Origin of the sequence: Pelagibacterium halotolerans B2 (genome assembly GCF_000230555.1) — a bacterium.
Lineage (GTDB): Bacteria > Pseudomonadota > Alphaproteobacteria > Rhizobiales > Devosiaceae > Pelagibacterium > Pelagibacterium halotolerans.
In genome coordinates this window covers 1249584-1271972 of sequence record NC_016078.1, presented here as the reverse complement: position 1 = coordinate 1271972, position 22389 = coordinate 1249584, and the positions used below count along the sequence as shown (strand labels likewise).

20 protein-coding genes and 1 tRNA gene are annotated in these 22389 nt (G+C 61.0%); 7 read left to right on the top strand and 14 right to left on the bottom strand.

Annotated features, from left to right (window positions below; all coding sequences use genetic code 11):
* Positions 1 to 3: 3 nt before the first annotated feature.
* Together cysN and cysD are read right to left on the bottom strand one after the other, a co-directional pair.
* Positions 4 to 1908 (bottom strand): sulfate adenylyltransferase subunit CysN, encoded by a 1905-nt coding sequence (gene cysN, locus KKY_RS06230; protein WP_041528619.1) that lies wholly within the window; start codon positions 1906 to 1908, stop codon positions 4 to 6.
* A gap of 220 nt (positions 1909 to 2128) precedes the next feature.
* On the bottom strand, positions 2129 to 3043 hold the full coding sequence (gene cysD, locus KKY_RS06220; protein WP_014130468.1) for a sulfate adenylyltransferase subunit CysD: 915 nt from the start codon (positions 3041 to 3043) through the stop codon (positions 2129 to 2131).
* 201 nt (positions 3044 to 3244) lie between these two features.
* On the opposite strand from cysD, the gene KKY_RS06215 reads away from it, so the two are divergent.
* The 3 genes from KKY_RS06215 (at position 3245) to cls (ending at position 7306) form a co-directional block, all read left to right on the top strand.
* Positions 3245 to 4645 carry a cryptochrome/photolyase family protein gene (locus tag KKY_RS06215; RefSeq protein ID WP_014130466.1) on the top strand — a complete coding sequence of 467 codons (1401 nt, stop codon included), beginning with the start codon at positions 3245 to 3247 and terminating at the stop codon, positions 4643 to 4645.
* A 160-nt stretch (positions 4646 to 4805) separates the two neighbouring features.
* Positions 4806 to 5852 (top strand): cysteine synthase A, encoded by a 1047-nt coding sequence (locus tag KKY_RS06210; RefSeq protein ID WP_014130465.1) that lies wholly within the window; start codon positions 4806 to 4808, stop codon positions 5850 to 5852.
* A 14-nt stretch (positions 5853 to 5866) separates the two neighbouring features.
* Positions 5867 to 7306, top strand: coding sequence for a cardiolipin synthase (gene cls, locus KKY_RS06205; RefSeq protein WP_014130464.1), 1440 nt, complete (start codon positions 5867 to 5869; stop codon positions 7304 to 7306).
* Positions 7307 to 7335: 29 nt separating this feature from the next.
* Here cls and KKY_RS06200 read toward each other — a convergent pair whose 3' ends face one another.
* The 5 genes from KKY_RS06200 to KKY_RS06180 form a co-directional block, all read right to left on the bottom strand.
* A complete protein-coding gene (locus tag KKY_RS06200; RefSeq protein WP_050811669.1) occupies positions 7336 to 8412 on the bottom strand; it encodes an amino acid ABC transporter substrate-binding protein in 1077 nt (358 codons plus the stop codon).
* 172 nt (positions 8413 to 8584) lie between these two features.
* The gene (locus tag KKY_RS06195) at positions 8585 to 9379 is read right to left on the bottom strand and encodes an amino acid ABC transporter ATP-binding protein (protein WP_041528617.1); all 795 of its coding nucleotides are present in this window, start codon (positions 9377 to 9379) and stop codon (positions 8585 to 8587) included.
* Between the two features lie 6 nt (positions 9380 to 9385).
* Entirely contained in the window at positions 9386 to 10519 is a 1134-nt protein-coding gene (locus tag KKY_RS06190; protein WP_014130461.1) for an amino acid ABC transporter permease, read from the bottom strand.
* 12 nt (positions 10520 to 10531) lie between these two features.
* A complete protein-coding gene (locus KKY_RS06185; protein ID WP_014130460.1) occupies positions 10532 to 11716 on the bottom strand; it encodes an amino acid ABC transporter permease in 1185 nt (394 codons plus the stop codon).
* A 119-nt stretch (positions 11717 to 11835) separates the two neighbouring features.
* Positions 11836 to 12858 (bottom strand): amino acid ABC transporter substrate-binding protein, encoded by a 1023-nt coding sequence (locus tag KKY_RS06180; protein ID WP_014130459.1) that lies wholly within the window; start codon positions 12856 to 12858, stop codon positions 11836 to 11838.
* Positions 12859 to 13102: 244 nt separating this feature from the next.
* On the opposite strand from KKY_RS06180, the gene metC reads away from it, so the two are divergent.
* Positions 13103 to 14293: a cystathionine beta-lyase gene (metC, locus tag KKY_RS06175; protein ID WP_014130458.1), complete on the top strand. Its 1191-nt coding sequence runs from the start codon at positions 13103 to 13105 to the stop codon at positions 14291 to 14293.
* Here the strand turns inward: metC and KKY_RS19495 are convergent.
* Positions 14269 to 15093, bottom strand: coding sequence for a phosphatase PAP2 family protein (locus KKY_RS19495; RefSeq protein WP_014130457.1), 825 nt, complete (start codon positions 15091 to 15093; stop codon positions 14269 to 14271). The two genes, metC and KKY_RS19495, sit on opposite strands and share 25 nt — an antisense overlap.
* A 109-nt stretch (positions 15094 to 15202) precedes the next feature.
* On the opposite strand from KKY_RS19495, the gene KKY_RS06165 reads away from it, so the two are divergent.
* Together KKY_RS06165 and KKY_RS06160 are read left to right on the top strand one after the other, a co-directional pair.
* Positions 15203 to 15279 (top strand) — tRNA-Pro (locus tag KKY_RS06165).
* Between the two features lie 26 nt (positions 15280 to 15305).
* A complete protein-coding gene (locus tag KKY_RS06160) occupies positions 15306 to 15611 on the top strand; it encodes an ETC complex I subunit (protein ID WP_014130456.1) in 306 nt (101 codons plus the stop codon).
* Between the two features lie 138 nt (positions 15612 to 15749).
* On the opposite strand, the gene KKY_RS06155 is transcribed toward KKY_RS06160, so the two are convergent.
* Both KKY_RS06155 and KKY_RS06150 read right to left on the bottom strand, forming a co-directional pair.
* Complete coding sequence (locus KKY_RS06155; RefSeq protein ID WP_014130455.1) at positions 15750 to 16457, bottom strand: anti-sigma factor; 708 nt, start codon at positions 16455 to 16457, stop codon at positions 15750 to 15752.
* Positions 16454 to 17005 carry a sigma-70 family RNA polymerase sigma factor gene (locus KKY_RS06150; RefSeq protein ID WP_050811668.1) on the bottom strand — a complete coding sequence of 184 codons (552 nt, stop codon included), beginning with the start codon at positions 17003 to 17005 and terminating at the stop codon, positions 16454 to 16456. The genes KKY_RS06155 and KKY_RS06150 overlap by 4 nt, the downstream gene beginning before the upstream one ends.
* Before the next feature lie 188 nt (positions 17006 to 17193).
* Here KKY_RS06150 and KKY_RS06145 point away from each other — a divergent pair, with 188 nt between their 5' ends.
* Positions 17194 to 17985 (top strand): DUF4394 domain-containing protein, encoded by a 792-nt coding sequence (locus tag KKY_RS06145; protein WP_014130452.1) that lies wholly within the window; start codon positions 17194 to 17196, stop codon positions 17983 to 17985.
* Between the two features lie 58 nt (positions 17986 to 18043).
* Here the strand turns inward: KKY_RS06145 and KKY_RS06140 are convergent, their stop codons facing one another.
* From KKY_RS06140 to KKY_RS06125, 4 genes are all read right to left on the bottom strand, one after another.
* On the bottom strand, positions 18044 to 19189 hold the full coding sequence (locus tag KKY_RS06140; protein ID WP_014130451.1) for a Gfo/Idh/MocA family protein: 1146 nt from the start codon (positions 19187 to 19189) through the stop codon (positions 18044 to 18046).
* A gap of 24 nt (positions 19190 to 19213) precedes the next feature.
* Complete coding sequence (locus tag KKY_RS06135) at positions 19214 to 20269, bottom strand: sugar phosphate isomerase/epimerase family protein (RefSeq protein WP_014130450.1); 1056 nt, start codon at positions 20267 to 20269, stop codon at positions 19214 to 19216.
* Between the two features lie 221 nt (positions 20270 to 20490).
* The gene (locus tag KKY_RS06130; protein ID WP_014130449.1) at positions 20491 to 21627 is read right to left on the bottom strand and encodes a Gfo/Idh/MocA family protein; all 1137 of its coding nucleotides are present in this window, start codon (positions 21625 to 21627) and stop codon (positions 20491 to 20493) included.
* Between the two features lie 9 nt (positions 21628 to 21636).
* Positions 21637 to 22383 (bottom strand): sugar phosphate isomerase/epimerase family protein, encoded by a 747-nt coding sequence (locus tag KKY_RS06125; protein WP_014130448.1) that lies wholly within the window; start codon positions 22381 to 22383, stop codon positions 21637 to 21639.
* Positions 22384 to 22389 lie beyond the last annotated feature (6 nt).

Here is a 22389-nt window from a genome sequence, read left to right as displayed (position 1 = left end):
GCTTCAAGCGCCGATCATTTCGTAGATTTCATCGGTCATTTGTTCTGGCGTTTTTGTTGCGCCGTTGAGGGTGATGTCGGCGCGTTCGGGGGGTTCGAAGGGGCTGTCGATGCCTGTGAAGTTGGTGATCTGGCCGGCGCGGGCCTTGGCGTAGAGGCCTTTGGGGTCGCGCTGTTCGCAGATTTCGAGGGGGGTATCGACATAGGCTTCGATAAAGGCGATATCGCCGGCCACTTCGCGGGCGAGCCGCCGCTCGTTGCGGAAGGGGGAGATGAACGAGACCAGAACGATCAGCCCCGCATCGGCCATCAGGCGCGCCACTTCGGCGACGCGGCGGATGTTTTCGACGCGGGCGGCGTCGGTAAAGCCAAGATCCTTGTTGAGACCGTGCCGGATGTTGTCGCCATCGAGAATATAGACGTGGCGGCCCTCGGCGGTCAGGCGCTTTTCGAGCAGATTGGCGATTGTGGACTTGCCCGAACCCGACAGGCCGGTGAACCACACGATCTGCGGGGTCTGGCCCTTTTGCAGCGCGCGCACCTCGCGATTGACGTCGAACGCCTGGTAGGAGAGGTTCTTGCCGCGCTGCAGCCCGTAGCTGATGGTGCCGGCGCCCAGCGTCAGATTGTTGATCCGGTCGATCAGGATGAACCCGCCGGTCAGCCCGTTGGTCTGGTAAGGGTCAAAGGCGATGGGCTTGTCGGTGGCCAGGGTCAGGGTTCCGACCTCGTTGAGCTCGAGCCGCTTGGCGGCCGATTTTTCCAGCGTGTTGACATTGGTCTTGTGCTTGAGATCGGTGAGCGTGGCGGGCACGAGCTGGCTGCCGATCTTTAAAAGATAGGAGCGCCCGGGATAGGCGGGCTCGTCGGCCATCCAGACGATCTCGGCCTGGAACTGGTTGGAATAGTCCGGGGTGTGGCCGGGATGGGTGAGCATGTCGCCGCGCGAGATGTCGATCTCGCGGTCGAGCACAAGGGTCACCGCCTGCCCGGCGATGGCGCTTTGCAGATCGCCATCCATTGTGACGATGCGGACGATTTTCGCCGGCTTGCGCGAGGCGGCGACCAGCACCTCATCGCCCACCGAGACGGTGCCACCGGCAATCGTGCCCGAAAAGCCGCGGAAGTCGAGATTGGGGCGGTTGACCCATTGCACCGGAAAGCGGAACGGGGTCTTGCTCCTGTCCTCGTCGACAACGATCGCTTCGAGATAGGGCAGCAAGGGCGTGCCGGTGTACCAGGGGGTGCGCTCGGAGTTTTCGACGATGTTGTCGCCGCGCAGCGCCGAGATGGGCACGGCGGCCAGCGAGGCAAAGCCGAGGTCTTTGGCAAATTCTGTGTAGTCGGCAACGATTGTGTCGAAGACCTCCTGGGAATACTCCATCAGGTCGATCTTGTTGATGACCAGCACCACGTGCTTGACCCCGATCAGCGACAGGATGAAGCTGTGGCGGCGGGTCTGGGTCAACAGCCCTTTTCGCGCATCGACCAAAAGCAGCGCCAGATCGGCGTTGGAGGCGCCGGTCGCCATGTTCCTTGTGTATTGCTCGTGGCCGGGGGTGTCGGCGACGATGAATTTGCGCTTTTCGGTGGAAAAGAACCGATACGCCACATCGATGGTGATGCCCTGCTCGCGCTCGGCGACCAGACCGTCGACCAGCAGCGAGAAATCGATGCCCTCATCGCCCACATGGCGGTTGCGGCTGTCGGACTTCAATGTGGCCAACTGGTCGTCGAGGATCAACTGGCTGTCATAGAGCAGCCGCCCGATCAGCGTGGATTTGCCGTCATCGACCGAGCCGCAGGTCAGAAAGCGCAGCAGCGACTTGTCGGTCTGCTGGCTCAGCCAGAGCCCGATATCGGTATCGGCGGACGGGGCGGAAGCAGGTGCAGAAGCGAGCGTTGACATTATCGTTCTCCCTTGGTCGCGTTCGCGAACCGCAAAACCGGTTCCCATCCGTCGGGTCGGGGCCCGAGGACATGCTTTTGCTGCGAACGCCGGCCTTCTTGCCTGGTCGCGTTCGCGAACCGCAAAACCGGTTCCCACTTTTGCTGCGAACGCGGGCCTTCTTGCCTGGTCGCGTTCGCGAACCGCAAAACCGGTTCCCACTTTTGCTGCGAACGCTCCATCAAAAGTACCCTTCCTGCTTTTTCTTCTCCATCGAGCCGAGGGAATCGCTGTCGATCAGCCGGCCCTCGCGCTCGGAGGTCCGCGAGGCCTGCATCTCCATGATGATCTCGGGAAGCGTTGCAGCAGACGATTGAATGGCGCCGGTCAAGGGGTAGCACCCCAGCGTGCGAAACCGCACCATCATCTCCCTGGGCGTCTCGCCCGGCTCGAGCGGCATGCGCTCGTCATCGACCATGATCAGCGTGCCCGACCGCTCGACAACGGGGCGCTTCTTGGCAAAGTACAGCGAGGGCAATTCGATGTTTTCGGCATAGATATAGGTCCACACATCAAGCTCGGTCCAATTGGAAATCGGGAACACCCGCATCGATTCCCCCGGGTTGAGCCGCGTGTTGAACACCCGCCACAATTCGGGGCGCTGGTTCTTGGGGTCCCAGGCGTGCGACGCGTTGCGGTGCGAGAAAATCCGCTCCTTGGCGCGGCTCTTTTCCTCGTCGCGCCGCGCCCCCCCGATCGCCGCATCGTACTGGCCGGCCGTAAGCGCCTGACGCAGCGCCTGGGTCTTCATGATGTCGGTATAGCGCGAGGAGCCATGGTCGAACGGATTGATGTTGTCGCGCAGCCCATCGGGGTTGGTGTGGCTGATCAGATCGAAGCCATATTGCGCGGCCATCCGGTCGCGAAACGCGATCATCTCCTTGAACTTCCAGGTCGTATTGACATGCAAGAGCGGAAACGGAATGCGCGAAGGATAAAACGCCTTGCGCGCCAGATGCAGCAAAACCGACGAATCCTTGCCGATCGAATACATCATCACAGGACGCTCGAAACTCGCAGCAACCTCCCGGAATATCTCAATGCTCTCACTCTCCAAACGCGCGAGGTGGGTGAGGCGGGTCGACTCAAGGGACATGGTTTTATTCCAGCGGTTCGGAACGTTTTCGAGTGCACACATATTCCAGCATGGCGGCCCGGACAACTGCACCGGACGCATGGCGGGATGATCTGAGCGCGCGCTTTGCCCGTATCGCACGAGAACGGCGCGAATATTCCAAATGAGCCCCAGCGGCGCATTTTTCGACTTGCTCTTTCAGACGGAAAAGAAAGTTTTTTCATGGCCAGTTCCACATTGGTTTGGCTCAGAAACGATCTGCGCATTGCCGACAACCCAGCCCTCGCGGCGGCCCTCCGGCACGAGGGCCCGGTGCATGCGGTCTATGTGCTCGAGACCGATCGGGAACTGCGCGGGCTCGGCGGGGCGGCGAAGGTTTGGCTGCACGAGAGCCTTGCGGCGCTCAGCGGGGCTCTGGCAGAGCGCGGCGTCCGGCTTTCCTTCCGCGAGGGCGAAAGCGGGAAAATCATCCCCGAAATGGTTCGCGAGACGAAGGCGGAACGGGTGTATTGGAACCGCCGGTACGATCCGGCCGGTCGCACGCATGATGCCGCGATAAAGACAGCGCTCAGGGCGGATGGTGCCGAAGTGGCGAGCTTTAACGCGTCACTTCTGGTCGAGCCCTGGGATATTGCGACCAAGCAGGGTACGCCCTATGGCGTTTTCACCCCGTTCTGGACCGCGCTGAGGGAAAAGCCGATCCCCGATCCGATCGGGCGGATCGAAAAGCATGAGGCGATCAGCGCCCCTGCCCTCGATTTCGGCAAACGGCCCGCCTGGGCCGGAGGCATATTGGAGCGCTGGGCGATTGGAGAGGACGCGGCAAAGCGTGTCTTGTCCGATTTTCTCGACGACCTGCTCGCCGACTACCCCAATGACCGCGACCTGCCGCGCAAGGATGGCACTTCGCGGATGTCGCCGCATTTGCGGTTCGGGGAAATCGGACCGCGACAGATATGGTTCGCGGTGCGGCATCTGATCGATTCAAAACCGTCGATGGCGAGCGCGGGCGAGAAGTTTCTGTCCGAGGTGGCGTGGCGGGAGTTTTCCTATCACCTGCTCTATCATCGCGACGACATTGCCCGCCATTCGATGCAGGAGCGGTTCGACGAGATCGAATGGCGCAGCGATAGCAAAGCCCTTAAAGCCTGGCAGAAGGGCCAGACCGGCATCCCAATTGTCGATGCGGGCATGCGCCAGCTCTGGCAGACCGGCTGGATGCACAATCGGGTGCGGATGCTGACGGCATCGCTTCTGACCAAGAACCTGCTGATCGACTGGCGCAAGGGCGAAAACTGGTTCTGGGACACGCTGGTCGATGCCGATCCGGCCAACAATCCGGCAAGCTGGCAATGGGTGGCGGGGAGCGGTGCGGATGCGGCGCCCTATTTCAGGATATTCAACCCCGTAACCCAGGGTGAAAAGTTCGATCCACACGGTGACTATGTCCGCCAATGGGTGCCCGAACTCAGCGATGTTCCCGACAAATGGGTTCACAAGCCCTGGGCGGCCGATCCGGAAATCCTCAATAAGGCCAGCCTTAAATCAGGCACGGCTTATCCTGCGCCTATCGTCGATCTCAAGGCGAGTCGGGAGCGCGCGCTGTCGGTGCTCAAGCGCTGACGCAATAGGGTTCCCGACTTTGCGACCTGCGTGGCAGAGGATTGCGCGAAACCGGGCCGAACTGAAAAAGCCCGTCCGATCAATGCCGTGCGGCCTTGTTCCCCGCCAAGGACGTCACTACCATCAGTTTTCACATTCCAAAAAGCTGTTGCCGCACATCATGAACACATATCCAGACCTGCCCTCCGCCATCGGGCACACGCCGCTGTTCCGCCTCAACGCCGTTTCGGAGGCGACGGGCTGCGAGATCTGGGGCAAGGCCGAATTTCTAAATCCCGGGCAGTCGGTCAAGGACAGGGCCGCGCTCTATATCATCAGGGATGCCATTGCGCGCGGAGCGCTGGGGCCAGGCGGCACCATCGTGGAGGGCACCGCCGGCAATACCGGGATCGGGCTGGCGCTGGTGGGCAATGCCATGGGGTTCAAGACGGTCATCGTCATTCCCGAAACCCAGAGCCAGGAAAAAAAGGACGCCATCCGGCTGGCCGGGGCCGAATTGATCGAAGTTCCGGCAAAACCTTACAAGAACCCCAACAACTATGTGAAGGTGTCCGGGCGACTGGCCGAAAAGCTGGCGTCCGAGTTGCCCAATGGCGCGATCTGGGCCAACCAGTTCGACAATGTTGCCAACCGGCAGGCCCACATCGAAACCACGGGTCCGGAAATTTTCGAGCAGACCGACGGCAAGGTTGACGGGTTCATCTGCGCGGTTGGTTCGGGCGGCACGCTTGGCGGGGTGGCCATGGCGCTTAAGGAGCGCAACAAGGACATCCAGATCGGGCTTGCCGACCCCGAAGGCGCGGCGCTTTACAACTATTACACGCAAGGGGAGCTGAAATCGTCGGGCGGGTCGATCACCGAGGGCATCGGACAGGGGCGGATCACAGCCAATCTTGCCGACCTCAGCGTCGATCACGCCTATCAGATCCCCGACCGCGAAGCGCTGCCCTATATCTTCGACCTGATCGCGCAGGAGGGATTGTGCCTTGGCGGTTCGTCTGCGATCAATATCGCAGGCGCGGTGCGGCTCGCCCGGGAACTTGGGCCGGGCAAAACCATTGTCACGGTGCTGTGCGACTATGGCAACCGCTATCAGTCGAAACTGTTCAATCCGGCCTTCCTGCGCTCCAAGGATCTGCCGGTGCCGGAATGGCTGGAAGCCGGGCCCACGGTCGAGGTCAATTCGGTGCTGGAGGCCGATAGCTAAGCAAAGTCGGCACCGTGGATCTGGTCAGGGCAATAGCGGACAATTTCAGCTTTCTGGCCACGATCTATCTGGCCAATTATGTGCTGGCGATCGTCTGTGCGGTGCGCGAGATCATGAATTCGCGCACCTCGCAGGGCACCATCGCGTGGCTGTTGTCCCTGCTGATCCTCCCCTTTCCGACAACGATCATCTATCTGCTGTTCGGCTGGAAACTGTTCGACGACTATGCGGAATCCCAGATTCATTCCGGACGGAGCTGGCGCCTTGCCCGCTCGGAAGACCTGCGGATCGTCGACAAGGAAACCAGCGACGGCTGGCCGGTGCTGCGCCGGGTGGCGGAGCTTCCGTTCCTCTATGGCAATTCCGCCTCTCTGCTGATCGATGGCGAGGACACGTTTGCCTCGATCATCGACGGCATTTCGCGGGCGAAGGACTATGTGCTCGTCCAATTCTACATCATTCGCGATGACGGGCTGGGCCGCCGCTTTGCCGATGCCCTGATCGAGCGGGCCGATGCGGGGGTCCAGGTCTATGTGCTCTACGACGATGCGGGCAGCCATGCCCTGCCCCGCAGCTACAAGAAGCGGCTCACCGATCACGGCGTCAAAATCGTGGGGTTCAATCACCGCCATCCATTTCTGCGGCTCTATGGGCTCACGCGCATCAACTACCGCAATCACCGCAAGAACGTGGTGGTCGATGGGGTGGAATCCTGGGTCGGCGGCCACAATGTGGGCGACGAATATCTGGGCAAGGACCCCAAGCTCGGACGGTGGCGCGATACGCATGTGCATGTTGCGGGTCCCGCGGCGCTTGCCTGCGCGCTGATGTTTCGCGAGGACTGGCACTGGGCAACCGGCGAGGAGTTGCCGGCGCGCTATCCCGACACCATTCCCACGCCAGGCAACCAGCCGATCCTCGTCATGCCAACGGGTCCGGCGGACAAGCTCGAGGATTGTGCTATTGCCTTTACCGAGGTGATCTCACGAGCGCGGGAGCGGCTGTGGATCGTCAGCCCCTATTTCGTGCCCGGAATCGAAATCCAGACGGCACTCTATGCCGCATCGCTGCGCGGCGTGGATGTTCGCATCCTGCTGCCACGCAAGCCCGACCACCTGATCGTCTGGCTGGCCAGCTATGCCCATGCCGACCAGATGGTGGCGCACGGGATCAAGGTGCATCGCTACGAACAGGGGTTTCTGCACCAGAAGGTCATCCTGTGCGACGACCAGATTGCAGGGGTCGGGACTGTCAATTTCGACTATCGCTCGTTCAACATCAATTTCGAGGCGACGCTGTGGTTCACAAACAGTGACATGATCGCCAATGTCGCGGCCATGCTCGACACCGATTTCCAAGCCTCCTACCTCACCACAGAGCACAATCTGAAACGGCGCAGCTATCCGTTCCGCCTGCTCTGCCAGGGGGCGAGACTGTTTTCTCCGATCCTTTGACGTGGAATCGCGGGTAGGCGGCAACCCGATCAGTAAACCGGCGGCGCGTACATGAGCCCGCCATTGAGCCACAATGCGTTCTGTCCCCGCAGCAGTTGCTCGCCATCTGCGGCTCCGAAATGCCGGGCATAGATCTCGCCGTAATTGCCGACGCTGGCGATCACGTCGCGCATCCAGGTGGCCCGCAAGCCGATATCCTCGCCGACGTCCTCTTCGATTCCGAGCAGGCGCCTGATGGCGGGCGTGCGCGCCGCCATCATGGATTCGATATTGACTGACGTGACCCCGTATTCTTCGGCGTTGACCAGCGCATGGAGGGTGCGGCGGACAATTGCCGCCCACTGGGCGTCATCGCTGCGCACCACCGGTCCGTACGCTTCCTTGCTCAAGCGCTCGGGCAGGATGGCATTGGCGCCGGGTTCGGGCATTGTGCGGCGGATGGCCTGCAGCCAACTGGCCGAACCGGTTATCGCATCGCATTCGCCTGCCCTGTAGGCGACCGCGAGGTCGTCGCGATCTTCATAGAACAGCTCGTCATAGGTGAGCTGGTTGGAAAAGAAAAATTCATCAAGCCGCTGGGCGGCCTCTGAATTGGCGGCCACGCAGATGGTCACATCTTCGAGCTCGTAGGCCGAAACCACGCCAAGGCGATCGGGAACCATGAAGGCCTGGCCATCGTAAAACGAGGTCGCGACATAGGTGGCGCCATAGAGCGTATCGCGCGACATCGTCCAGGGCGCGTTCCTGACGACGAGGTCCACTTCGCCCATCGCCAGATGAGCAAAGCGGCTCTGCCCGGAGAGCGGGCGAAATTCAACACGCGAGGGGTCGCCGAAAACAGCAGCCGCCACGGCGCGGCACATGTCGATATCAAAGCCCGACCACAGCCCTTCGGGGCTGACTTGCGCAAAGCCCGGCAACGGATTGGTTGCGGCGCAGATGACATAGCCGCGCGCGCGAACCGTTTCGAGCATCGATATGGTGAATGGCTCGCTGGCTACCAGCTCGGACTCCTGCGCGGAAGTGGCGCCCGGAGCGCTCAACAACAGCGCCCCCACCAGGGCCGCGCTGGCGGAAATCCGCAAAAGCCGCGAAAAACTATGCAAGTTCGATGCAGGCGGACCCGCTCCTGTGGAATTGGTGGGCAATATTGGCATGGGGCCATGGCGGGTCAAGGCGCGCGCGGCGTTTCCCCCGACAATTCGATTGCTCCGCACGTTTCAATTTCCACGGCCAAGGGTGCCCCCCTGGCCGCCCAGCCTCCGAAGAGGACCGATATCAATGCAATATCTGGCTCAGGAAGAGCTGGGTGCGTTCATGTTGCGGGTTCGAGAAGAACGCTTCGGGCTCGTTCTGCTCGATGATCTGGCCCTGGTCCATGAAGATCACGCGGTTGGCGACCTGGCGCGCGAAACCCATTTCGTGGGTAACGCAGATCATGGTCATGCCGTCCTGGGCGAGCTGGACCATGACGTCGAGCACTTCCTTGATCATTTCCGGATCGAGCGCCGAGGTCGGCTCGTCGAACAGCATGATCTTGGGGTTCATGCACAGCGAGCGGGCAATGGCGACGCGCTGCTGCTGGCCGCCCGAAAGCTGCCCGGGGAACTTGTTGGCCTGCTCGGGAATCTTGACGCGCTCGAGGTATTTCATGGCCGTTTCCTCGGCCTCGGCCTTGGGCGTTCCGCGGACCCAGATCGGGGCGAGCGTGAGGTTCTGAAGCACCGTGAGGTGCGGGAAGAGGTTGAAATGCTGGAAGACCATCCCGACCTCGCGCCGCACCTCGTCGATGCGCTTGAGGTCATTGGTGAGTTCAATGCCATCGACGATGATATCGCCCTGCTGGTGCTCCTCAAGCCGATTGATGCAGCGGATGAGGGTGGATTTGCCCGACCCGGAGGGGCCGGCGATCACGATCCTTTCGCCCTGCATGACCTTGAGATCGATGTCGCGAAGAACGTGGAAATCGCCATACCACTTGTTCATCTTGCGGATATCGATGGCGATTTCGGTCTCCGAGACCGTCATTTTCGAACGGTCGGCCTGCGGTGCGATGTCCATATCAAGAGTCATGTCGGGTTACCTCTTGTGCCCGGTGTGCAGCCGATTTTCCATGTAGATGGAGTATCGGGACATGCCGAAGCAGAAAATCCAGAATACGAAACCGGCAAAGATATAGCCGGTGATGTCGCTGGTCGGAGACGACCAGTTCACATCGCGGGCCGCGCTGCGAACGGTATTGAGCAGTTCGAACAACCCGATGATGGTCACCAGAGACGTGTCCTTGAACAGCGCGATGAAGGTGTTGACGATCCCCGGGATCACGTGCTTGAGCGCCTGGGGGAGAATAATCAGACCCAGCGTCTTGGGCTTGTTCAGGCCCAATGCGGAAGACGCCTCGTACTGGCCCCGTGGCATGGCCTGCAGGCCGCCACGCACGACCTCGGCCATGTAGGCGGATTCGAACAGGCAGATGCCGATGATGGCGCGCAGCAGCGTGTCGGGTGTCACCCCCTGGGGCATGAACAGCGGGAACATCACCGCCGCCATGAACAGCACCGTGATGAGAGGCACGGCGCGCCAGAGCTCGATAAAGCCGACGCAAACCCATTTGATGATCGGCAGGTTCGACTGCCGGCCCAGCGCCAAAAGGATGCCGAGCGGCATGGAAACGGTGATGCCGATCACCGAGATGATCAGGGTGAGGGTCAGCCCGCCCCACTGACCTGTCGGCACCGGCCGGAGCCCGAAGATGCCGCCGGCCATCAGGATGAAGGCAACCACGGGGAACACAAGGAAAAAGAGGACCGCGGCCGTGCGCGTGAAGGGCGCCCTTGGGACCAGGAGCGGGATCAGCAGCACGATCGCGATCGCGAACATGAGGTTGATGCGCCAGATTTCAGAGCTTGGATAAAAGCCGTAGATGATGGTCCGGATACGGCCCTGGATCATGATCCAGCACGCGCCCACCCCTTCAAACCGGCAGGCTTCGCCCCGGATGCCTTCGGGATCGCTGAACACGGCATTGCCGATGAAGAAATTGTAGAGCGGTGGAATGATCCACGCGAGAAACAGGACGGCCAGCACCGTGACGAGCGTGTTGGGCAGCGACGAGAACAGATTGGTCCTCGCCCACAGCACCACGCCGCTTGTCCGGTTCGGAGGCGGAAGCGCATCCTGTATGTGGTCGCGAACGAAAAGAGCGTCACTCATGGTCCGCATCCCCTATCGCTGCACAAGCGCGACACGCGCATTGTACCAGTTCATGAAGATCGAGGTGAGCAGCGAGATGGTCAGATAGACCAGCATGGTCAAACCGATGATCTCGATTGCGCGGCCGCTCTGGTTGAGCGAGGTGCCGGCAAAGACCGCAACCAGTTCGGGAAAGCCGATAGCGGCCCCCAGCGACGAGTTCTTGGTCAGGTTCAGATATTGACTGGTCAGCGGCGGAACAATGACCCGCATGGCCTGGGGGACGATGACCAGCCGCAGCCTGTCGGATTCCCTGAGCCCCAACGCTTCGGCAGCTTCGGTCTGGCCGTAGTTCACCGACTGGATGCCGGCCCGAACGATTTCGGCGATGAATGCGGCGGTGTAGATCACCAGCCCGACGACCAGCGCGGTCAGCTCGGGCGGCGCGGTGAAGCCGCCGCGATAGTTGAAGCCCTGGAGTTCCGGGGAATCGAAACTCACCTGCGTGCCGCTGACAAAAAAGGCGACGATTGTGGGAATGAAGACAATCCCCAGAATCGGCAGCCATATGGGATGGCGCTTGCCGGTCTTTTCGGTCAGGGCCAGGGCGCGGCGGCGCCATACGAAGGAGGCGATTATGGCGAGGATCCCGACAGCGGCCACCCAGAAGAAGCGGTCATCGACGACTGCCACGGGAAACGAGAACCCACGCTGGTTGAGCACGAAGCCGCCGAGCGCATAGCTCTGCCTGACGGCGGGGAGCGCGTTGAGGCTGAGAAAATACCAGAAGAACAATTGCAGCAGGAGCGGCGTGTTGCGCACGATCTCGACATAGATCGCAGCGCCGGTCCGGATGAGGAAATTGCCCGAAAGCCGCGCTATGCCCATGGCAAAGCCCAAAACGGTCGCAAGAACGATACCGACAACGGCCACCAGCAAGGTGTTGGTGATGCCGATCAGGAAGACATCGAAATAACTCGATGCCCGCGAAAAAGGCAGAAGGGTGAAGGCGATTTCAAATCCGGCCGCCTCGTTGAGAAACCCAAAGCCCGTCGCCTTGTTCTGGCGGGCCAGGTTGGTGGCAGCGTTGTTGGCCAGCCACCAGAAGATGCCAAGCACCCCGATGAGCAACAGCACCTGATAGGCGAGCCCGCGAAATTTTGGATCGTTGAATATCGACGACGATGGCTCGCGTCGCCCTGAAACCCCGACAGCCATATGAACCTCAGATCTGTTTGCCTGAGTGAACCCGCCGGCGGCCCGAGAGCTCCGGTGAGTATGGGTACGACCTGGCGCGGATCACGCCGCGTCAGGTCGCCTATCAAATCCGCGACCGATTAGCGGATCGGCATCGGGTAGTGGATGCCACCATCGGTCCACAGGGCATTCAGCCCGCGTTCGAGGCCAAGCGGAGTGTCGGGGCCGACATTGGCTTCAAACGATTCGCCGTAATTGCCCACGTGGCTGACGATGCGGTAGGCCCAATCCGGCGACAGGCCGATGGGGGTACCGAAGTCACCTTCAACGCCCAGCAGGCGGCGGATTTCGGGGTTTTCCGAACCGAGCATGTCGTCGACGTTCTCGGAGGTCACGCCCAGTTCCTCGGCGCCGATCCAGGCATTGAGAACCCAGCGGGCAACGTTGAACCAACGGGTGTCACCGGCGCGCACCGACGGGCCAAGCGGCTCTTTCGAAATGATTTCGGGCAGGATCACGTGGTCGGACGGCACGTCGAAACGGGTGCGGTCACCGGCAATGCCCGAAGCGTCGGTGGTGTAGGTATCGCACCGGCCCTCGGTATAGGCCTGAACGGTTTCCGGACGCGAGGCGAATGTCAGGAAGTTCGACGCATCCATGCCGTTGGAGGCGAAAAAGTCGGTGGCGTTGAGTTCGGTGGTGGTGCCGGACTGAATGCAGACGGCGGCGCCATCGAGATCGAGCACGGAACTGACCCCGAGATCCTCGCGCACGATGAAGCCCTGGCCGTCATAGAAGGTCACGCCGACAAAGGAGATGCCCAGGTCGGTGTCACGGCTCATGGTCCAGGTCGTGGTGCGCGAAAGCACGTCGATGTTGCCGCTCGAAAGGCTTTCAAAGCGCACGGCGGTGGTCAGCGGCGTGTAGCGGACAGCTTCGGGATCATCAAAGATCGCCGCGGCCATTGCGCGGCAGTAATCGACTTCCAGACCGGTCCAGTTGTTGTTGTCGTCCGGGCTCGAGAAACCGGGAAGTCCTTCGGTGACGCCGCACTGCACGTAGCCACGCTCCATGACATCATCGAGCAGATCGGCCTGTGCCACAGACGTTCCGGCCATCAGCACGGACGTTGCAACAGCGACACTAAAAAATTGTTTTTTCATGGTTTTGCCTTTGTTTCCTAACCCTTTTTGCAGAGCTGGTACGAATTCGTCCGCTCCTTTTCTCCCACCTGTGGGCGGGAAGCAGCGCCCTATTGCCATCGAGCGCATTGCTGGTCAGCATCGAAGCGCAGTTTTACTGTTTGCGTCAAGGGCAAAAGCGATACGAAAATAGTCACTTGTGAGTGCACGCCTAAATTAGCAGCAATATTACTGACCTTTTGCAAGTCAGATCGGCCGGAGTAACATGTCAGAGTCAGAAAAAACCGCAGTATTTCAATCGGGTACCGAGACATTTCTTACCCATGGCGGCCGCGATCCGAGCGCGCAGCACGGTTTCGTCAACACCCCCGCTTACCGGGGGAGCACGGTCATTTTCGATACGTTGGCCGAACTGGACGACGCGACGATCAGATACCGGTACGGTCGCCAGGGGACGCCACTCACCGACGGGCTGCAGGCGATGATAACCGAGCTGGAAGGGGCCGCGGGTACAGTGCTCACGCCCTCGGGCGTTTCGGCAATTTCCTTGGCATTTCTTACGTGTTTGTCGGTAGGCGATGAAGTTCTCATCACCGATTCCGTTTACGAGCCGACCCGGAGATTTGCCGACAGCGTGCTCAGGCGCATGGGAATCACGACCCGCTATTTCGATCCGAGAATCGGCAGTGCGATCGCCGAGATGACAAGCGAGCGCACCCGGGCGGTGTTTATCGAAAGTCCCGGTTCGCTGACCTTTGAAATTCAGGATCTGCCGGCCATCACAGAAGCGCTTTCAGGGCGCGACATTGCCGTGCTCGTCGACAATTCCTGGGCCACGCCTCTGTTTTACAAGCCGCTGTCACTCGGCGCGGACATGGTGATTCATTCGGCCACGAAAATGTTCGTCGGGCACTCGGACGCCATGATGGGCACGGTTTCGGCCAATGACACCTATCTGGACCGGTTGGTCCAGACACACAGGACGTTCGGCCTTATCGCCTCGCCCGACGACACGTATCTGGCCACAAGAGGCATGCGGACCCTCGCGGTGCGCATGAAAGAGCATCAATCCCGCGCGCTCGAGCTGGCCCATTGGCTGGAGGATTTGGACGGCGTCGAAGTGCTCCATCCCGCCCTGCCCTCGCACCCGGACAACGGCGTCTTTTTGCGCGATTTTTCGGGGGCCGGATGCCTGTTCTCGATCATCCTGCCCCCGGCACCCCGCGCGGCGATTGCCGCCATGGTCGATTCCATGCGCGTCTTTGGCATGGGCTATTCATGGGGCGGCTTTGAGAGCCTTATCCTGCCCGCGGACCCAAGGCGCATCCGCACCGCCGTGCCCTGGGACAAGCCGGGCAATCTGATGCGCATCCATGTGGGATTTGAGGGCCTCGACGACCTCAAGGCCGACCTTGGCGAAGGGATTGCGCGCTATTTGAAGACTGCCGGGATGTGACGGCGGCGCAGCCAACGGATAAGCGGCCGGAACGCCGCGAACATGCGATAATCGACCTGCCCGTTTTGCATGCGCATGCCCCAGCGTCGGGTGACGAAATAATCGCGGACGACAATCGCCGACGCCAAGCCGACAAACGATCCGGCGATGACATCGGAAAGATAGTGATCGCCGACAACGATACGGCTGAGACCGATGGCAAAGCCGAATGCGATCAGCCAGCCGTGGAATCGCCGGTTGGTCAGCGTGCGCAGCACGAGCGCAAAGGCGACGGCCGTGGTGGCGTGTCCGGACGGAAAGCTGTGGAAACTCCAGTCGAGCAATTCGAACGGCTGAAAATGGAGCACGCCAAGGTCTTCGAGATACATGGGCCGCGCGCGCCCGACGATGCGCTTGAGAAAAACCGTCACCAGTCCCGAAATGGCAATGGTGGCAAATATATAGGCAGAGATGGCAACGACGCCGCGCGCGGCCCAGGCCCAGCTATAGGAGAGCCGGAGTTGCAAGGCCCCGGCACACACGAGCCCCGCGATCAGAGTCGGGATGAGCAGCCAGTCCGATTTGCCCAGATCGGTTATGACGCGAAAAAACGCCCGCTCGCCCGATGGCCAGTCTCGCAATGCCTCGGTGACGGGACCGTCGAGCATGACCGCGAGGGCGAGCAGGCCAAGGATGGTCCAGAACGGCCACCAGAAAAGCACCCTGGCCTGCCTGTGGCGTTCCATAACGGCCTTGAACCACCGGGCGGTAAAGGTTTCAGGAGCCAGCACTTTTCCCCCAATCTCCATAATCATGGGCATTCGCGGGTCGCCAAAGACTTCAGGGTCCTGACCCCAGTTTTGGTCGAGACCCGGTAACATGCCTTGCCCTGTGAGAAAAGAATGTGTATCGCAACACCGATGGCCATGTCGGGGTATAGCTCAGCCTGGTAGAGCACCGGTTTTGGGAACCGGGGGTCGCAAGTTCGAATCTTGCTGCCCCGACCATTGGCCAGCCATGGGATTTGACGAATATGGTCGCACGCATCTATCGCCCCGCCCGCAACGCGATGCAGTCTGGCAAGGGCAAGAGCCAGGACTGGGTGTTGGTGTTCGAGCCCGAGATGGCCCGTTCGATCGAGCCGCTGATGGGCTACACATCGTCGGGCGACATGAAGCAGCAGATCAAATTGCGCTTCGATACGCTCGAAGAGGCCGAATCCTACGCCCGCCGCGAGGGCATCGCCTATGTGGTGCAGCCGGCGCAGGAGCCGACCATCAAGAAGGTCAGCTATCCCGATAATTTCCGGTTCGACCGCAAGGCGCCCTGGACGCATTGAGGCGGCTTGGTGGTATCCACCCGATCTGAACCTTTCTAGAGCCGTTCAGGATTTGATTGAATCAAATCCTTGGCTCTAAGCCTTTGTTTTATCGCGTGTCCGAACCGCAAAACCGTTTCCACTCTTGCTGGACACGCTCTAAATCACCGGTGCGCGGGCAAAACCCTTGAGCAGAATCGGTCCCGTCGGGCGGCCGGTGGGCGAACCGCCTGCCGGCTCGAGCGTGATTTCATAGAGTTGATCGGGCTGGGGCGCGGGCAGATTGGGGCCTCCCAGAACCAGATCACTCGCCTCGCGGAAGGTGCCGAGCGAGACCGGGCCGGTCTCCGCGTCAGGCAAGGTCCAGACTTCAAGGACAGAACCGGCGGGCGCGACGAGAGCTTCAAGCGGCACGATCCGGACACTGTCGTCTGCGAAAGCCTCGATGATGGCGCCGGGCTCCATGTCGTCTCCGACAAGAACGGCCACGACAAGGGGGGCCTGCGGTGTCGGGCCGAGGGACTGGCCACCGAAATACCCTACCCCCAGCGACAGAACGATGGCGGCGGCCATACCGGCCCAGCGCGGAAGGCTAAAGGCCCTCGAAGGGCGATTGGTGTTGGCTGCAGGCGCCGCCTTGGGCGCTGTGTCGATCGCGGATTCGATTCTTGACCAGAGATCGGCCGACACGGTCTCGGGCGTTGCCGTTGAGTCGAGGGCGTCAAAATTATTCTGCAGCGCGGCGACCTGACGCGCCAGTTCAGGTTCGCTGGCGAGGCGTGCTTCAAACCGCGCCTGCTCGTCGCCTTCGAGCAGGCCCAGCACATATTGGGCGATCATGTCGTTGGTTTCAGATGGTGCCGTCATCCCAGACACTCCTGCAAGGCGCTCATGCCGCGCCTGATCCAGGCCTTGACCGTGCCCAGTGGCGCATCGAGCTTGGCTGCGACTTCACCGTGGGTGAGGCCGGTGACGTAACACAGGAGAATTGCCGTGCGCTTTTTTGCGTCGAGCTGTTTCAGGCACCCTTTGAGCGCTTGCCGCTCGGGCAGCAACTCGTAGGCGTTGCTGGCATCGGCAGTTCTGTCGCCCATGGCCTGGAGGGTCTGGCTATCGACGTGATCGACGCGCCCGGCATCGCGCAAAAGGTTGAGGGCCCGGTTTCGCACAATGCGGGTGATCCAGCCGCGCGCCTCGCCATATTCGGGATCGTACTGGCCCGAGCGCTGCCAGATGGCCACGAACGCATCCTGCACGACTTCCTCGGCGAGATCGGAGCGGCGCACGATGCGGCGGGCCACGGCAAGCAGCCGCCCGGCTTCCATACGAAACAGGGCTTCAAGGGCGGATCTGTCGCCTTTGGCAATCTCGATAACCAATGAATTCACCTGTGCCGCCGCGCCCTGCTCGTTCATCGCTCCCCACACCTCGGCATCACCTTTCTGGACACTCTACACACGACAAACCGCTTCAGATGCAAAAAAACAAAAAAGTCATCGCGCCGGTGCATCCGGATTGGCGACTGGCGGGTAGAGCCAGTGTGACCATCACGCGCTCCGCGGATCTCGGGGAGCAAACAGATTGAAAAATCAGGAGAAACGCAATGTCCCATCGCACTCTTACCCGCGCCGCTCTTATCGGCACCAGCTTTTTCGCGCTGACCGGCGCCGCGCTGGCCCAACCGGCCGTCGGCCTTGCCGGCGACAAGACGCTCGTCATGTTCGATACCGAAACGCTCATGGTCGAAGGCATGATGGACGTTTCGGGCGTCGACAGCCTGTTCGGCATCGACCAGCGCCCAGCCGACAACATGCTCTATGGCGTTGATTCCGAGTATAACATCGTGACGATCGATCCCGCGACCGGCGAAGCCAGTGTGGTGTCGACCATCACCGAAACCATCGGCGGCGACTACGCCATGGTCGATTTCAACCCGATGGCCGACCGCCTGCGTTTCATGGGTTCGGACGGGACCAATCTGCGCATCAACGTCGATACGGGTGAAACCATTGTCGATGGCAGCCTGCATTTTGCCGAGGGCGACGCAAACGCCGATGCCGATTTCACTGTGGTCGCGACCGCTTACATCAACTCGATCGGCTCGCCCGAAGCGACGGCGATGTATGACATCGAATGGTCGATGCTGGCGCTGCTGCAGCAGACGGCGCCCAATGACGGTACGCTGGAAACGCGCGGCATGCTGGGGATCGATGATGCCGATGCCATCGCGTTCGATATCTTTGCCGAAGAGATCGACATGAACACGGCCTATCTGGTGGCCAACATGACGCTTTATACGGTCGACCTGGAATCGGGTGCCGCAACGGAAGTGGGCATGATCGACGGGCTCGATGTGAGCCTGCGCGACGTGGCCGTATGGCACGAAGGCATGTAATCGAGCGGCAGCGCTCGATGATTTGGGGCGGCGCGGTGCGCCGCCCTTTTTTGTTGGATCAGCCCAGCGGTGTCCAGCGGCTGTCGTCCTTTGAGGATTTGACCGCGGCCATGATGAATTCCATGCCCTCCACACCGTCGTCGAGGGTGGGGAGCAGGCCTTCGAACTCCGCCCCCTCGCCACGGATGATGGCGGCGAATTGGCTGTAGAGCGTGGCGAAGGCTTCGAGATAGCCTTCGGGGTGGCCGGCGGGAATGCGGACGCCCATGGCGCCGGCGGCAGACCCGTCGATGGCGCCGCCGCGGGTGAGGAGCTGTTTGGGTTTTCCGAACTCGGTGAACCACATGGAATTGGGATTGTCCTGCCGCCATTCGATGCCGGCCTTTTCGCCATAGACGCGAAGCTGGAGGCCGTTTTCGCAGCCGACAGCCACCTGGGAGGCCCACAGCATGCCCTTGGCGCCCCCTTCGAAGCGCAGCATGATGTGGACGTTGTCATCGAGCTGGCGGCCGGGAACGAAGGCATCGAGATCGGCCGAGACGGCAGAGGTTTTCAAGCCGGTGACGTAGCGGGCGAGATTATAGGCGTGGGTGCCGATATCGCCGATGGCGCCTCCGGCGCCGGATTTGGAGGGATCGGTGCGCCAGGCGGCCTGCTTGTTGTCCTCTTCGGGAGCTACAGCCAGCCAGTCCTGGGGGTACTCGACCTGGACGACGCGGAGTTTTCCCAAGGCGCCGGATTCGACGAGGGCACGGGCCTGCCGGATCAGCGGATAGCCGGTATAGTTGTGGGTCAGAAGGAATTTGGCACCGTTTTTCGGCTGGACCTTCTGCAGGGCACGGGCGTCTTCGATGGATGAAGTCAGCGGCTTGTCGCAGATGACGTGGATGCCGGCTTCGAGAAACGCCTTGGCCGGGGCGAAGTGCATGTGATTGGGCGTGACGATGGCGACCGCCTCGATGCCGTCCTCGCGCGCTGCTTCGGCGCGCGCCATCTCGGCGAAATCGGTATATATTCGATCCTCGGCCAGCCCGAGGTTCTTGCCGCTTTCCCTGGCGATTTCAGCGCGCGAGGACAGTGCGCCGGCGACCAGTTGATAATCCCCATCAAGCCGCGAGGCGATGCGGTGCACATAACCGATGAAGGCCCCGGTGCCGCCGCCGACCATGCCGAGGCGGATGGGGCGTTTTCCGTTTTCTGCCATTGCGATTCTCCCTTAATTCGCCTGTCAGTCCAAACCAAGCATCTTGCGGTTGGCTGCACGATCCGTACCAGCACCGGCGAAATCATCGAAGGCTTTTTCGGTGACGCGGATGATGTGGCTGGCGATGAATTCGGCGCCTTCGCGGGCACCATCCTCTGGATGCTTGAGGGCGCATTCCCATTCGAGCACGGCCCAGCCGGCAAAATCATAGGCGGCGAGCTTGGAGAAGATGGCGGCGAAATCGACCTGCCCGTCGCCCAGCGAACGGAAGCGCCCTGCCCGCTCGACCCAGGATTGGAAACCGCCGTAAACGCCCTGACGGCCCGTCGGATTGAACTCGGCGTCCTTGACGTGAAACATCCTGATCCGCTCGTGGTAGATGTCGATGTAGTCGAGATAATCGAGCTGCTGGAGCACGAAGTGGCTCGGATCGTAGAGCAGGTTGGCGCGGGGGTGATTGTTCACGCGCTCGAGGAACATTTCGTAAGAAATGCCATCGTGCAGATCCTCACCCGGATGGATTTCATAGCAAAGATCGACCCCGGCCTCGTCGAACTTGTCGAGGATCGGCGTCCAGCGGCGGGCCAATTCGTCAAAGGCTTCTTCGACGAGCCCGGCGGGGCGCTGGGGCCAGGGGTAGATATAGGGCCAGGCCAGAGCGCCCGAGAAGGTGCCGTGCTCGGTCAGCCCCATATTCTGTGACGCCTTGGCCGCCCAGAGCAATTGCTGGACCGCCCATTGCTGGCGTGCTTTGGGATTGCCCCTGACCTCGGGGGCGGCAAAACCGTCGAAGGCGGTATCGTAGGCAGGGTGAACCGCGACCAGCTGACCCTGCAGATGGGTGGAGAGTTCAGTGATCTCGACGCCGTGGCTGGCGGCGATGCCCTTGAGTTCGTCGCAGTAATCTTTTGATTCGGCTGCTTTTTGCAGGTCGATGAAGCCGGAAACCCAGGTCGGGATCTGCACGCCCTTGTAGCCAAGGCCGGCGGCCCATTTGCAGATGTTGTCGAGCGTATCGAACGGCGCGGTGTCTCCGGCAAACTGGGCGAGAAATATTGCCGGCCCCTTTAAAGTGCGCATAAAATGTCCTCCTCGATTGCAGCGGGTTGTTCGCTCTTTGACGTACGTGCGTCAGGTGAAAACGTTTACACGATAGAGGCCCTGCCCGGACAGTCAAGCGAGGCAAGGCACAGCGCTCAATAAAAAATCGCGGCGCACGGTCCCCCAACCATGCGCCGCGACCGGGAGGAGCCCGATATTTGCTGACGTCTCAACGTGAGACGGGCATTTCGCCCGTCCCGTCAGACCAGCAAAGCCTGTGCCTCGACCGGGCCGAGTGCCTCGGGGCGCTCGCAGGTCGTGGTCAGGATGATGGCCTGTCCGGTTTCGCCAGACTTGAGAATCGAGGTCATCACATCGACGCCGTGCAGCGTCGTTTCGAGCGAGCAGCGCGGTTTGCGCCCGGCATCGATGGCCAGCATCATATCGGCAAGGCCCGCGGTGCGGTAATTGGCATAGGATGGGCCGTTGGGCCGTTCCCAATTGGCCACGCCCAGAGGGTGCTTCCAGGGCTCGACCACTTCGCGCACGCCCTCGCGGCGGGCGAGCGTCAACTCGCCGCCGAAGAAATTGGGATCGGGCACATAGAGCGAACCTTCGGTGCCGTAGATCTCCATGTTGGAGTGCTGATGGGCTTCGACGTCCCATGACGCACCAAGCGTTACAAGCGCGCCATTGTGAAATTCGAGCACCGCGTGAATGGTCGTCGGCGTTTCAACGGTGACATACTGGCCCTTGCGCGGCTCGCTGGTGATTTCGCGCCGCTCGCGGGGGGTGGACGAGAAGGCCGTCACCCGTCTGACCGGGCCGATGAGGTTGATGAGGTTGGCGACGTAATAGGGCCCGATATCGAGGATCGGCCCTGCCCCCGGCTTGAAGAAAAAGTCGGGATTGGGGTGCCAATGTTCGAGGCCGAAACTCATGACGTGACACGTCCCCGAGGTGACCCGGCCAATGGCCCCTTCATCGATCAGGGCGCGGGCCTGCTGATGGGCGCCGCCCAGAAACGTATCGGGAGCGCAGCCGATCTGTTTTCCAGCCTCGAGTGCGGCTTTGCGCAAATCCTCGCCCTCCCCGAGGGAAAGCACCAGGGGTTTTTCGGAATAGGCATGCTTGCCGGCCGAGACGATCTCTTTCGATATCCGGTAATGCACATCGGGAATCGTCAGATTGACGATGACGTCGAGTTCGGAATTGGCAAGGAGCTGGTCGGGCGTCTGGGCCGCCACGTTGAACTCATCGGCCCGAACCCTCGCCGCCTCGGGAACAATGTCCGCGACGGCCCTCACTTCGATGCCCTTGAACAGGGGCGCGAGCTTGAGATAGGCCGCCGATATATTGCCGGCACCTAGAATGCCGACGCCGTATGTCTTGCTCATTTTCTGGTCCTAGAGAGCTTTGGCCGTCGCAATGGACCGCGCGGCAAAGCGTTCGAGATCGTTGGGATTGTCGTGTTCCATGACGAAATATTTCGCCCTGGATTTGGCTTTGAGATCGGCAAACAGGTCCTTCCACGGCACGGTGCCATGGCCAAGATCGGCCCATCCGTCCTCGTCGGCAGCTTGGCCTTCGGGAGCGATGTCTTTCAGATGCACGGCCACAATCCTGTCGCCGAATTTGTCGATCCAGCGCTTGGGGTCATCCTCGCCGCGCACCACCCAGGCAACATCCATTTCCCAATCGAGCTCAGGTGCTTCGGTGAGCAGGATTTCCATTGGCGTGCGGCCCGTATCGAGCGGCCAGAATTCGAAATGGTGGTTGTGCCAGCCGAAACCAAAACCCTGGTCGCGGTAATATTTGGCCAATTCGCCGAGTTCGCGGGCCAGTTCGGTCCACTTCTCGTCGGATTGTTTCCAGTATTCCTGTCCGATGAACGGGCAGAAGATGGTCTCCAGGCCCAGCGTGCGGGCGAGTTCGGTGGCCCTGGGCTTGTCGCGCAGTTGATCAAGCCCTATGTGGCCGGTTGGCATGGTCAACCCGCTGGCGTCGAGGTCGCGGCGCAGGCCTGCCGGGTCGGTGTAGAGCGCCCCGAAACCTTCGACACTTGCATAGCCAAGACGTGAAAGCAGGGCGAACACGTCGCTGAAGGGCGGGAAATTGCGTGCACTATAGAGCTGAAACGAAAAATCGGTCACTTGATA